The organism is Prevotella sp. KH2C16 (assembly GCF_900113305.1).
Lineage (GTDB): Bacteria > Bacteroidota > Bacteroidia > Bacteroidales > Bacteroidaceae > Prevotella.
In genome coordinates this window covers 1-13,253 of the sequence record NZ_FOOW01000025.1, presented here as the reverse complement: position 1 = coordinate 13,253, position 13,253 = coordinate 1, and the positions used below count along the sequence as shown (strand labels likewise).

General features: G+C 51.2%; 11 protein-coding genes and 1 pseudogene. 6 read left to right on the top strand and 6 right to left on the bottom strand.

Annotated features, from left to right (window positions below):
• Positions 1 to 102 precede the first annotated feature (102 nt).
• Both BM114_RS12230 and BM114_RS12225 read right to left on the bottom strand, forming a co-directional pair.
• Positions 103 to 756, bottom strand: coding sequence for a carbohydrate-binding family 9-like protein (locus BM114_RS12230; protein WP_092113820.1), 654 nt, complete (start codon positions 754 to 756; stop codon positions 103 to 105).
• Complete coding sequence (locus tag BM114_RS12225; protein ID WP_092113818.1) at positions 753 to 1,862, bottom strand: phosphotransferase enzyme family protein; 1,110 nt, start codon at positions 1,860 to 1,862, stop codon at positions 753 to 755. Before BM114_RS12225 ends, BM114_RS12230 begins: the two co-directional genes overlap by 4 nt.
• 186 nt (positions 1,863 to 2,048) lie before the next feature.
• On the opposite strand from BM114_RS12225, the gene BM114_RS12220 reads away from it, so the two are divergent.
• The gene (locus BM114_RS12220; RefSeq protein WP_255406513.1) at positions 2,049 to 3,161 is read left to right on the top strand and encodes a carboxymuconolactone decarboxylase family protein; all 1,113 of its coding nucleotides are present in this window, start codon (positions 2,049 to 2,051) and stop codon (positions 3,159 to 3,161) included.
• Between the two features lie 3 nt (positions 3,162 to 3,164).
• Positions 3,165 to 4,793 (top strand): RluA family pseudouridine synthase, encoded by a 1,629-nt coding sequence (locus BM114_RS12215; protein WP_092113816.1) that lies wholly within the window; start codon positions 3,165 to 3,167, stop codon positions 4,791 to 4,793.
• Positions 4,794 to 4,809: 16 nt separating this feature from the next.
• Here the strand turns inward: BM114_RS12215 and BM114_RS12210 are convergent, their stop codons facing one another.
• Both BM114_RS12210 and BM114_RS12205 read right to left on the bottom strand, forming a co-directional pair.
• Entirely contained in the window at positions 4,810 to 6,471 is a 1,662-nt protein-coding gene (locus BM114_RS12210) for a putative transporter (protein WP_092113814.1), read from the bottom strand.
• The gene (locus tag BM114_RS12205) at positions 6,472 to 7,290 is read right to left on the bottom strand and encodes a pyridoxamine kinase (protein WP_092113812.1); all 819 of its coding nucleotides are present in this window, start codon (positions 7,288 to 7,290) and stop codon (positions 6,472 to 6,474) included.
• A 220-nt stretch (positions 7,291 to 7,510) separates the two neighbouring features.
• Between BM114_RS12205 and BM114_RS12200 the strand changes: the two genes are divergently transcribed.
• From BM114_RS12200 to BM114_RS12190, 3 genes are all read left to right on the top strand, one after another.
• Positions 7,511 to 8,416: a helix-turn-helix domain-containing protein gene (locus BM114_RS12200; protein ID WP_092113810.1), complete on the top strand. Its 906-nt coding sequence runs from the start codon at positions 7,511 to 7,513 to the stop codon at positions 8,414 to 8,416.
• Positions 8,413 to 9,279, top strand: coding sequence for a helix-turn-helix domain-containing protein (locus BM114_RS12195; RefSeq protein ID WP_092113808.1), 867 nt, complete (start codon positions 8,413 to 8,415; stop codon positions 9,277 to 9,279). The genes BM114_RS12200 and BM114_RS12195 overlap by 4 nt, the downstream gene beginning before the upstream one ends.
• A gap of 223 nt (positions 9,280 to 9,502) precedes the next feature.
• Positions 9,503 to 10,372 (top strand): PfkB family carbohydrate kinase, encoded by an 870-nt coding sequence (locus BM114_RS12190; protein WP_092113807.1) that lies wholly within the window; start codon positions 9,503 to 9,505, stop codon positions 10,370 to 10,372.
• On the opposite strand, the gene BM114_RS12185 is transcribed toward BM114_RS12190, so the two are convergent.
• Both BM114_RS12185 and BM114_RS12180 read right to left on the bottom strand, forming a co-directional pair.
• On the bottom strand, positions 10,322 to 11,062 hold the full coding sequence (locus tag BM114_RS12185) for an ABC transporter ATP-binding protein (protein ID WP_092113805.1): 741 nt from the start codon (positions 11,060 to 11,062) through the stop codon (positions 10,322 to 10,324). The genes BM114_RS12190 and BM114_RS12185 overlap by 51 nt on opposite strands.
• 4 nt (positions 11,063 to 11,066) lie before the next feature.
• The gene (locus BM114_RS12180) at positions 11,067 to 12,680 is read right to left on the bottom strand and encodes a hypothetical protein (protein ID WP_092113803.1); all 1,614 of its coding nucleotides are present in this window, start codon (positions 12,678 to 12,680) and stop codon (positions 11,067 to 11,069) included.
• Between the two features lie 344 nt (positions 12,681 to 13,024).
• On the opposite strand from BM114_RS12180, the pseudogene BM114_RS12175 reads away from it, so the two are divergent.
• Positions 13,025 to 13,253: pseudogene (locus tag BM114_RS12175) on the top strand (DDE transposase); the annotation flags it as partial.

Genomic DNA, 13,253 nt, shown 5'->3' with positions numbered 1-13,253 from the left:
AACATATCAAGACACGGCATCTATAGCTATTAAAGACAAAAAGGTAGTATATAAGCTGTTTCTTTTCAGAAAGCTCTTATTGATAGACTTGCAGGCTTGTCTTTATCTAAAGTGAAGTTCCCCGAAGAAATCAGGGCGGTGGAAGTCAGGCCTTGCAATGTCTATCGGATTCCAGGAGAGGAAATGGGGGCGCTCCAACTTGTCGCCGCACTTATAGAAATTGGCCTTGAAAACCTGCCCGGAAAGCGAACCAACCTTGCTCCTGAAATAAGCACTCACGGGAATGACGAGCGCCAGTTCCCACTCCACCTTGCCCACACGCTCTTCAAACGGCTGGCTACCGAGGCTCGACCAACGGCTTACGGATTGCAAAACTGACTCCGGGGCAAGCGTGCGCCCCTCACGGCCGGCACCCGCCCCGATGAGCAAAGTCCCCGTACAGTTGCACTCCATGTTATAATAGAGCCCGTCGGCGGCAGGCACGGAGAAGAACTCGCAGCAGCTGTCTTCCCACACCCGTCCGTTATCGTGTCCGGCCAAAGAGGCGACGCTTCCCTCTTCCACCCGATAATGCAGCAGAATACTGTCATCGGTGTGGGCAATACGAAACTCCACCTTAGGCGCATAGGGATAGTCGTCCGCCCAGTCTACACAGTCTATTTTCTCAAAGGCCACGCCCTGCTCGTCGAGCAAAGACGGCAAGCCCTCTGCCTCATAATGGCCCTGCGGCAGCCTTTTAACAATCAATTGTTTCATCCTACACCTTGATTTTCAAGGCAAGAAGCCACAAACTGCCGCATCTCCTCATCGTGCTTACGCACACTCCGATAGAGCATGAGCTGGTTTTTGGTCCTCACCAGGTTATGTTCCGGATATTTTATCTTATAATAGGTGTCGCCGTTGATATAGTCGGCAAGGAACCTGACGCACTGCATATATGGGAACAACGCCGCCGCATAAGGCAGGTTCTCAGTCTCAATCGGTGTCAGGAACACCTTTGCCGACTCTAAATAGCCTTTCGTAAAGGCCTTGAAAATCTCCATATTAAAGCCTACCTTGTCTATTTCGGGGTCATCCTCGGTCACAAAATTGGCTGCCGTGCGCAGGAAGTCGCCGATGTCCGAGAAGACGAAACTGGGCATTACAGTGTCAAGATCGATGACGCAGAGCGCCTTTCCGTCCTCGTCGAAAAGCATGTTATTCACCTTCGTGTCGCAATGGCAGATGCGTTTGGGTAGCTTGCCCTCACGATAGAGCCGCTCGGCCTTGCACATTTCGTCGGCGTCCCGGTTGATCTCATCGAGGATGGGCTTTACCTCCGCCACTCTTCCCTGCGGGTCGGAGTCTACCGCATCACAAAGCTGACGCATGCGGAGCTCCATATTATGGAAGTCGGGAATCGACTCACCCAACTGGTCCGGGATGTCCACGAGCATGGCCTCAAAGTTTCCAAAAGCCTTGCCCGCATAGTAGCTGTACTCCGGATTGACCGTCTCATAGGTCTTCGCACGGGGTATGAACACCGAGATTCGCCAATACCGCCCCTCCTTGTCCTTGTAATAGGTCTTGCCGGAATCGGTCTCTATGAAGCGGAGAACCTTTCGGTCGATGTCGTCCTCGCCGCTTTCCTCCAGCTTTTTACGGATGTGCCGGGTTACAGCCTCTATGTTGCCCTGCAAGACATCTACATCCGTAAACACCTTGTTATTGATGTGCTGCAAGACATAGTCAGGCGAGCAACTCTCCAATGTGGTGATCTTGAGCGTGTCGTTAATCAGCCCGTTTCCCAAGGGCTCGATGCTGTCAATGGTTCCCTCTATCAGGAAATGCGATACGATGGTCTGTAGTTCTTTCTCTTGCATGGAATTTTAGATTTACAATACATCGCAAAGTTAAGTTTTTTTTTGCAGATGACAAGGCCTTGAGGGCTTTTTTCTTCAAAAAAAGATAAACCCTATCCGTAAAAAAGATAATTGATTCCGTAACTTTTATTGCTCACCTTATTTATATTTATCGTATATTTGCAGCATAGAACAAACAATCTGACAATGAAGACAATTCTTGGAACCATGCTCGCTATAGCGATGCTCCTTGGGGGTAATCAAATTAAAGCACAACAGAATATGGCATTAGACGCAAGACAACAAGGCCTCTCCGCAATCGCCGGACTGGAGGCAAAAGGAGATTTGGAGAATCTCAGCAAGGCTATCGACGACGCACTCGACAACGGCCTGACAGTATCGGAAATCAAGGAAGCCCTTTCCCAACTTTATGCTTACACGGGCTTTCCCCGCTCGCTGAATGCGCTGGGAATCCTGCAGAAGGTTATCAATACCCGCAAGGAAACTGGCAAGGAGACTCCCATGGGACAGGATGACAGCACCGTTCTGCCCAAGGACTTCGACGCTTTGAAAACGGGTGCGGAAGTCCAGACCAAGTTGAGCGGCAGACCGTTTGACTATACCTTTGCTCCCCGCACCGACTATTACCTGAAAGCGCACCTGTTTGGCGACATCTTCGCGGGCAAGGTTCTCTCCCACTCCGATCGTGAAATAGTAACCGTGTCGGCCATTGCCAGCCTCCCCGGCTGCGAGCCCCAGCTTCTGGCGCATGCCCGCGGAGCCTTGAACATGGGTGTGAAAAAGGAAGAACTTCAGGATATCCCGGCCGTATTAGAAGCCAAGGTTGGCAAGGCTGAGGCGGCCAGAAGCCGTGAGGCCATAGCCAAAGTATCAGGAACGGAAGTCGCCGAAGCACAGAGAGTAAGAAAGGGCATTGAAAACAGTCCATGGCCAATAGGTGAGCCCAATGTGAACTATGCACAGTATTTCGACGGCAACAGCTATCTCGCCCCCTTGGAAGGAGTGGCATCGAATGTTACCTTCGAGCCCGGCTGCCGTAATCATTGGCATATCCACCATAAATCCGTACAAGTGCTAATCTGTGTGGCCGGTCGTGGCTGGTATCAAGAATGGGGGAAACCGGCTATAGAGCTTACACCCGGCAAAATCATCGCCATTCCGGCAGAGGCCAAGCATTGGCACGGTGCCGCACGGGATTCCTGGTTCCAGCACATCGCCTATGTAACCCAAGCGGAGGAAGGAGCAAGCAACGAATGGCTGGAGCCTGTATCCGAAGAAGACTATAACCGCCTGAGGTAAGATTTGCTTTTCCATCCACTTCACACAGACATCAAGGCACCGGAGAGATTCACCAACCCCTTTTATTACGAGCCTCATCCGCTTTGCCTGCTGGCCTTTGAGAAACTAAGGGCCAAACTTGAGCATGCCTCTTTCCGTGAGGAAATAGACAGAGGGAAGATGTTCGGCGTGCTCGTTGTCGAAAAAGAGGGGCAGACGGGCTACCTTCAGGCCTATAGCGGACAGATTCTCGCCATCGATGAGGCAACCGAAAGGATTCCAGAGGATGAGCGGAAGTTTGTTCCGGCAATATTCGACTATCTTCAGCCCGACGGATATTTTAAGCAAGAGGAAAGCCGAATATCACTGCTCAACCGGCAAATTGAGGAACTGGAAACAAATCCTTGCCTTGAAGAAGCCCGTGCACATCTCGTGGAATTACAATCCGAAGCTTCCAGAAAGATTGCCGATTACCGACAATACATGAAAAATTGCAAGGAGCGAAGGGACCTTGCCAGAATTACCGGCATCACAGACGAGACCCCTCTCCTGAAAGAATCACAATACCAGAAGGCCGAACTCCGAAGACTCAAAAAGTCTCTGGCGGCAGAAATCAACCTCCAAGAGGAAAAAGTGAAGCAATATATAAGGGAAGCGGAAGAGATAAAGCGTCTTCGGAAACTCAAGAGCGATGCCCTGCAAGGGTGGCTCTTCTCGCAATTCACAATGCAGAATGCAGAGGGAAATCATAAGAATCTTGCAGACATCTTCCATGATTATTTCCCGCAAGCCTATAACCAGACGCCCCCGTCCGGTGCTGGCGAGTGTTGCGAACCGAAGCTTCTGCAATATGCCTATGCCCACCACATGCGGCCTCTCTGCATGGCTATGTTCTGGTGGGGGGCGTCGCCCCGGCAGGAAATAAGGCATCACCTTCACTTCTACCCTGCCTGTCAGGGCAAGTGCAAGCCCATATTAGACTGGATGCTAAGGGGACTGAAGGTAGATGGGAATCCTCTTGAAAAGGACCAAACGCAGTCTCTGTCCATCCTATACGAAGACAACGACATCATCGTGGTAAACAAACCGGCAGGCATGTTGAGCATTCCGGGGAAGAGCAAACGGCAATCCGTACTTTCCCTGATGAAAGAATACTATGGAAAAAGCATCGAGCCCATGGCTGTCCATCGCCTGGACATGGCAACCAGCGGACTTCTCGTGGTGGCTAAAAACCGTAAATGCTACCGGAATCTGCAACAGCAGTTCAAGGAACACACCGTTAAGAAAAGATACACTGCCCTGCTCTCGCCTTCTTCTGACAAGCCCACCCCAAGAAAAGGAATCATAGACCTACCCTTGGCAGCAGACAAGGAAGATCGCCCCCGGCAGATTGTAGACCTGGAAGATGGGAAAGCCGCCATTACCGAATACGAGTTCTTGGATGAAAACAGGATAGCCCTCTATCCCAAGACCGGGCGCACCCATCAGCTCCGGGTACACTGCGCCCACCAAGAGGGACTGAACCGCCCCATTCTGGGAGACGAGCTTTATGGCAAAAGAGCCGACCGCCTATATCTCCATGCGGAATATCTTGAGTTTACCCATCCTGCTACGGGGGAGAGAATCCACTTCGAGGAAAAGGCCGACTTCTGATCTTCGGCCGGGCAATCTATACAAAAAACATGATAATCATCTGGGCAATGATCACGCGAACGAACATTCCCAGCGGATAGACCGACGCATAGGCCACGGAGGGTGTGTCGCCCTCAATCGTGTCATCGGCATATCCCAACGCCATGGGATTTGCCATGCTCCCGCAAAGAATGCCACAGACCGTCCCGAAATCAAACTTCTTTGTCCTCAGGATGATAAATCCTACAATCAGTATGGGTAGCATAGTGAGCAGAAATCCGACACCTATCCACATCAAGCCTTCAGGCCGTACAAGCGTCTCGAAGAATCCCTTGCCCGCATCTAAGCCGAGACATGCCAGATAGAGGGAAATGCCGAGTTTCCGGAGCATCAGCGAGGCACTCCGCGTGGTATAGCTGATGAAGTGGGCTTTCGGCCCGAGCGCTCCCACGATGATGCCCATCAGGATCGGGCCGCCGGCAATACCCAGCCGGACAGGAGCGGTCATCCCGGGAATGGAAATCGGTATCGTGCCGAGTGCCAGACCCAGAAGAATTCCGAGAAAGATGCTCCCCACCTGAGGCTCATTCAATAGCTGGACTGCATTTCCAATAAATTTCTCAACATCGTCCAATGCATTGGGAGGTCCCACCACTATCAGATGGTCGCCATATTGAAGGCGCAAGTCGTCGGTGGCAAGGAGCTTCATGTCGCCACGCAACACTCGGCTCACATTCACGCCATAGGTATTTCTCAACTGCAGGGTTCCCAGTTTCTTGCCATTGAGCACCCGACGGGAAATCACGAGGTCGCGACTGGCCACCTTCGAGTCTATATGGTTCCAGTCTATCTGCTCCTTGTTCCAGTCCTTCTCAACCTCCTTTCCGAAAAGGATTTCCATAGCCTTCCTCTCGTCATGATTCGTTACGACGAGCACATTATCGCCCTTACGAAGTTCCGTATTAGCTTGTGGCACTACAACCTCTCGCCCTCTCCAAATCCGAGAGATGATGAACTTATCGCGTGAACTTTGCGCTACTTCCAATAAGGAACGGCCGTCGAGGGCTGGATTACAAACTTCGTATTGCCCGATATAGGTATGGTCGTCGCCCTCTTCGCCCCGAATCTTCAAATCGTCGGCCGTAACGACCAACTTGCGGAAAATCACCATGGCGAAAATCACGCCCACGACACCCAGCGGATAGGTAACCGCCGTGCCCAGGGCAAGCGACCCCGCGGGCTGGCCAAGCTGCCCCAGAGCCTGTTGTGCGGCTCCCAGTGCCGGCGTATTGGTCGTTGCACCACAGAGAATACCCACCATGTCGGGCAGGCTGATGCCGGTAAGAGGCACGAGGACTATCGCCATCACCGTGCCCAGCAGTATCACCGCGAGCGACCAGAGGTTGAGGGGCATGCCCTCATGTTTCAAAGAACTGAAGAAGTTAGGCCCCACCGAGAGCCCCAGCATGTAGACAAAGAGCACCAGCCCGAAAGTCTCCGCATAGTTCAACACATCGTGATTGATTTCCAATCCGAGGTGCCCGGCAAGGATGCCTATGAAGAATACGAAGGCAACTCCCAGCGAGATGCCCATCACCTTGAGCCTTCCAAGAGACAGACCCAAGGCGCAGATCACCGAAAGAACAATGATTGACTGTATCGGAGACTCTATGGAGAGAAGACTATTCAACCAATCCATTTACAGAATATTCAAGTATTTTTCCAGAGGTATCCCTCTGTTCTTGTCCTCGTTGTCCTTGTTCAGGTCAATGAGCTTGTACACGGCATCCATGGCTGCCTGCGTGCTTGGCTCCAGACGCTCGCCGTCGAGCAGATGGCCTACCAACACCGCAGAGAAGATATCGCCCGTTCCGGGGAAGTGGACGGGGATTTCCGTATAGGGAAGTATGAAATACTCCTCCTCAAGATGGTTATAACCCACCACCGAAGGCTGACCGCCGACCGGGATACTGGTAATCAGCACCGACCTGGAGCCAATCTTCCGAAGATGGTCGAGAAGGTTCCTGGCCTCGTCAGGCGTTACCCCTTCTGCACGATACTGGCGCCCCGTGAGATAGCAGGCTTCCGTGTAATTGGGGTAGCAGAGATGCGCCACGGAGAGCATTTCACGCATACTCTTGATGGTGGCCTCAGTAACACCGTTATAGAGTTTCCCCTCGTCGCCCATGATAGGGTCGACGAATATCGTGGTTCCTCTCGCGGCCTGCTCCATGCAATAGCGCGAGATGATGCCCGCCTGATACTCCGAGGCGATGAAGCCCGTGGCGATGGCATCGAAGCTGAAGCCCAGTTCCCTCCACACGGGGAAGACTCCCTTGATATACTCCGTGGTGTCCAGTATGTTGAATTTGCCGTAATCCAGCGTATTCGAAACCAAGGCGGTAGGCAGGTTATAGGTGGGATGGCCGAAATAAGACAGTATCGGGAGCATCGCCGCCGTGGCCACCTTGCCGTAACCGGCCATGTCGTTGATAAGAAGAATCTGTTTCTTGCTCATGCACTTGCATTCATTTTCAGATGCAAAGGTAGTCTATTTTTCCGAAACAAAGCAGGAAATGAAAGTAAATTAGCAAATATCAAGGACCTGTGCACTTCCACCTCCCTCCACGGCGACGCAGGATTAAAGGTAAAGAAGTTTTATTTATCCGTAATCCGGGTCATTGCTGTTTCAGGTTTTTTATATATCTTTGCCCCAGAATCACGATAAAGAATCGAATATGGCAGACCAGATTATCAACATTAACACCATTGATGCCTATAACAAGACATTCGGCATAGAGACACGACACCCGCTCGTGTCAATCGCAGAGATGGCGAAAGCCCGTCCCACCGTGGACCTAAGTACCACGATTACCTATCATTACGGGGTTTACGCCATCTTCCTGAAGCAGGCCCTGTGCGGCGACATCACCTACGGGCGGCAGCCTTACGACTATCAGGAAGGCACCGTAACCAGCTTTGCGCCAGGTCAGGTGGTAACGATCAAGCCGCATCTCAATGTGCAACCTGATGCCATCGGACTGCTTTTTCATCCCGACCTCATCAAGGGAACATCGCTGGGAAAAGACATCAAGCAATACCGCTTCTTCTCATATTCCTCGCGGGAAGCCCTGCACCTGAATGAAGACGAGAAGGAAATCTTCAAGGACTGCATCCTGAAAATACAGCAGGAGCTGGAACATCCGATAGACAGCCACAGCAGGAGACTCATTTGTCGCAACATAGAATTATTGCTCGACTACTGCCTGCGCTTCTATGAGCGGCAGTTCATCACCCGCAAGGCGGCCAACAAAGATGTGCTCGAGAGATTTGAAGAACTGCTCAACACCTACTTCGAGAATACTGATTCCGACGCGAAAGGGCTCCCCACGGTGAAGTATTTTGCCGAACGGTGTTTTCTTTCACCCAACTACTTCGGCGACCTGATAAAGAAGGAGACGGGCATGACACCACAGGAACACATCCAGGCAAAGATCATCGACCTGGCCAAGGAGGAACTGCTGGGTACGGAGAAGACCATCAGCGAAATCGCCTATCAGCTCGGATTCCAATACAGTCAGCACTTCAATCGCTATTTCAAGCGCAATGTAGGCATGAGTCCCAGCCAGTATCGCAAATCATGAAAGACCCTGTCAACATCTGTGCCTGCAACAAGCTCTTCGACGAGAAGACCTTGCACCCTCTGGCGAGCCTCATCGACCTCTCCGCGGAATGCAAGGAAGAGGCGATAAGGCTCGACAGCTATGCCGTCTTGCTACAGCGCAACGGAGCCGACGAAAGAAGGTTTGGGCGCCAGTCCTGCGACTTCTCCGATGCCACGCTGCTCTTCCGATCACCCGAAAAGACTATCGACCTTGAGAAAGACAACCTCTGCGAGCACAAAGGGAAACTGCTGATATTCCACCCCGACCTGTTCTGCGGCACCCCCTTGGGACAACAGATCGGGAACTTCAACTTCTTCCGTTACCGACTGGATGAGTCCCTCCACATTTCCTGCAAGGAACGGAAAGCCGTCGAATGCTGCATCGACGAGATAGGCAGGGAGCTCGAATGGGGCATCGACTCGCTCACCGCACCCATCCTGTGCGACCTCATTACGCTGCTCCTGCACTATTGCCAACGGTTTTATCAGCGACAGTTCATCACCCGTGAGATTACTTCCGAGGGAATATTGACTCAGTTCAGGGAGGCCGTGGACGAATACCTGCGGAGCGGACGAATACAAGACGAGGGCAAACCGTGCGCCTCAATGTTCACCGAACCTATGGACATATCGACGGCTTATCTGAACGACCTGCTCAAACATGCCACCGGCAAGGAGTTTGACTGTTACTTCCAGCTGCGCAGAATAGAAATGGCCAAGCGGTGGATGGCAACGGACGACGATGAAAAAATCTCACAAAAGCTCGGCTTCAAATCCTTGGAGTGCTTCCATTCCCTATTCAAGAAGGTTACGGGAGTAAGCACTCAGGAGTATAGAAATTAACCCCTTGTAAATCAATTCGTTACGAAATCAGAAGTAAAAGGCGGCTAAAAGGCGAGTAAAAGGCCGTTAAAAGGAAGGCTTTTAACCGCTAAAAGGAAGACAAATAGCCGCCTTTTACTTTCCAGTTTGCCGCAAGCGGCTTTTCTTTCCATGAACGACAAAAGAACCCATAGATTTTGGCCGTCTGAAAAAATCTTACTAACTTTGGCAAAAATCAAAAGAGATGAAGGATATTTGCTGTATCGGACACATCACCCACGACCGCATCATCACCCCCCGAAGGACGGTAGACATGGCGGGCGGGACGGCCTTCTATTTCGCCTACGGCATCAACAGGCTGCCCAAGACGGTGTCGTTTGAACTTGTTACAAAGGTGGGCGACGACGCTCTCGGCGAAGTGGGGAAAATGCGCAAGGCGGGTATCGAGGTCGTCGCAAGCCATAGTCGCAAGACGGTTTGCTTTGAAAACAAGTACGGAGAGAATGCCAACCACCGCACGCAGAGGGTGCTCGCCGAGGCCGATGGCTTCACCCTCGAGGAAGTGAGACCGCTCGAGGCGCGGGTGTTCCATCTTGGTCCGCTGCTGAAAGGAGATTTCCCTACGGAAGTAGTGAGGACCCTGAAGGCTAAAGCACTTGTCTCCATCGATATTCAGGGTTATCTGCGCGAGGTAAGGGAGAAGAAAGTCGTCGCGGCGGAATGGAAAGAAAAAGAGGCCGTGCTCCGCCTCACGGACATCGTGAAGTTGAACCAATACGAGATGGCGACCGTCAGCCTGCTCACCGATCCCCGCTCCGTGGCCCGGGAACTGGCTGGATACGGCATCCGCGAAGTGCTCCTCACCTTTGGAAGCGAGGGTTCCCTCATCTTGAAAGACGGCGTATTTCATGAAATTCCGGCCTATGCGCCACGCGCTTTAATAGACGCGACGGGATGCGGAGACACCTATGCATGCGGCTATCTCTACTGCCGCATGCAGGGAATGACCCCGCTGGAGGCCGGGAAATTTGCCGCAGCCATGTGCACCAGGAAACTGGAACATTCAGGCCCCTTTGCCGGAACCTTGAGTGATATTCACGATATAATCGGATAGTTCTGCCTTCGAAATTTCGCGGAGGCTGCCGTCCCCTATATAAAATAAAGTGTCGGCGAATTGCAAGGCCAGCTCCAGGTCGTGCGTGGAGAGGAGGACTACCTTATGCATTTCCGTAGCCATGCGACGCAGCAGTCGCATCATCTCCACCTTGCCGGGGTAGTCGAGGAAGGCTGTAGGCTCATCCAGGAGGATGATAGGGGTCTGCTGGGCCATGGCACGGGCTATCATGGCCTTCTGGCGTTCGCCGTCGCTAAGCGTAGAAACCGTCCGTCCGCCGAGCTGCGATATCCCCACCAGCTGGATAGCCTCGTCGACAATGGCCTTGTCGGCATCGGTGAGCGAGCCCCAGAAGCCCGTATAGGGTGACCGGCCGAGGCCTACGAGCTCCCTGACCGTGATATTCTGCACCTCCGGTTTCTGCGTGAGCACCACGCTCAAGAGGCGGGAGTGATCCTCATGGGTGAGTCCGGCGGCCTCTCTTCCTTGCAGATAGAGCTTTCCCGAGAGAGGTTTCTGAAATCCCGCTATCGTCTTGAGCAAGGTAGACTTCCCCACCCCGTTCTCACCCACGAGGCAGGCCAGCCGACCTGCCGGCACACTGACATGCAGTCCCCGCGCCACCACCTTCCTTCCATAGCCTATCGCCATATCGTGGATGGCTATCAAACCGTCTGCCGCATATCCCATGTTCCTATTCTTTTATCCGCTTACTCTTGATGCGGCTCTTCAGAGAACGCACGCTGCTCGCACTAATCCCCAGCAAGGAACCCACCTCAACCTCGCTCTTTCCCATATATTCCACGGCAATGAGATACAAATACTGCCTGGGCGACAAACTGGTATAGAGGCTGTCGAGATGATTGAAAGATTCCATGTCTATCAACTTGAAGTATTCAAGGAAGTCCAGAAAGTCCTGGCTGCTCCAATGAATGGTGTTGCCTCCTTCCTTGATGCTCTCATAAAGAAGCTTCCCATTGCTCAACACCTGCACCTCCTTGTCCTTCATGCTGTTAATGCGCTGCCTCAGGGTATTGAGCTCCTTATGGGCTACCGACTGCGAAACTCTCATCTCGTCGAGCTTCCCACTATACTCGCTTACCAGCAGATGTTTCTCCAGAAGGTCGCGCCGTGCCTTGATGGTCTTGTATTTATGATAGAAAACAAATGCTACCATCAGCAACAGGAAGAAGATAATAATACCTACGGTATAGGACCGGTAGGAGCGAATGGCTTCCTCACGCTCGTCACGGTCATAGCGGTTCTGCATCTCATAGATGTTGTTCTGCCACCATCGTTTTTCCTGCTGTTCCTTGAAAGCCAATAATGTATCGGCCAACAGGGAACTTCCCTTGTAATCGCCCATCTTCTGCTTCAGCCTGAACAGGCTCATCATTGCGTTCTCGCGCGTAATATCCTCTGTAGAAGAGGCGGCCTTAACCAGATAGTCATGGGCTTTCTCATACTCGCCCCGCTGCATGTAGATATCGCCCAAGATGGCATAGGAATAACTGCTGGGACGCTCTTTCAGGGCCTTTCGGATATAGGCCTCAGCCTTTCGGAAGTCTTTCTTCCGCCTGTAAGAGTCGCTTATATTGGCAAGGAGCACAGTCTGGTTTTCGCTGTTAAGATAATGATAGTATTTCAGGCTCTCCAACAAGTAGTTCAGACTGCTGTCTACATTAGACAAGCCGCTATAGGCATTAGCCGTATAAGTCAGACTGTAGGCTATCCATTGCTTGTTCCCCGCCTTGTAACCCAAGTCTCGCGCCAACTTCGAATACACAAGAGCGGTGGCATAATTCTTATTGATGAGATTCACATAGCAGATACTTTGATAGATCTTATGCAGCAGCCGCCAGTCCGACAGGCCGCGGGAAGCCTCCTCTGCTTTCTTCAACAATATGATTCCATTCTTCGAGTTGTTACGGTCAAGGCATTGGATTACACCTTTATAATAATAGGCTCTTGCCAGTTTATCCTTCGGCCCGTTCTGCTCGTAATAGAAAATAGAGTAGTCAATGGAATCATTGCTGACCGGCATATCCATCCGATAGAGTATCTCGGTCTTCAGAAGGGTATAATAAGCCATATCCTTCTTGCTGTCAATGTCTGTCGAGGGTATCGTATGCAAATACATAGAGGCGGCATCCACATTGTCCTGCCCGAGCAATGAGTCTATCCGCCCGAGCTGTCCCTCCATGTGGCCTTGGCACCCAAACAACATCAGGAATATGCCAGGCAGCAACAAAAAAAACGCCTTGACTATATATTTCATTTCCTTGTCCACCTCGTTTGTTAAGATCATAGAGACACTTGCAAATATACAAAAATTAAATCATTTTAAGCTCTTATCAGGCAGAAAAACCATGAAATGATTCGTTTTCAGGGTGAAAAAATCCCAAAAGCAAGGGGAAATATCAAAAAAAATGTTGCATTTCATATTATTGTATCAAAACAAAAAGTCAATGAAAAGCCAATGCTTAACGCAATGTTGCAGTGCAACGCACCTTGTCGGAAACAAACTTAAGATTTTGAAATAAAGACTTAAAATGGCACAGTTGCAAATATCCGTGGCATAATTTTGTAGTATAGGCCGATATTTTCTTGTTTGATGCTTAAAAGTTCATGAGATGCATTAACTTTGCACCCATGAGTAAGCAAACAGCATTTGATTACAAGATTCTGGCCAGTTACCTTCTTCCCAAAGGTATACTTGAGTTCTTTGACGTGACAGACGTTCGTGAAGACCACACAGGCATTATTGAAGAGACTAGTGATGAGCGTGTCCTTCTCCATATCTATCTTGACGAGAATGACGCTCGTGAAGAAGAGTGGCATGACCTTAAGCCTAATGGTTTCACAGAAAGCCGTCAGGTTA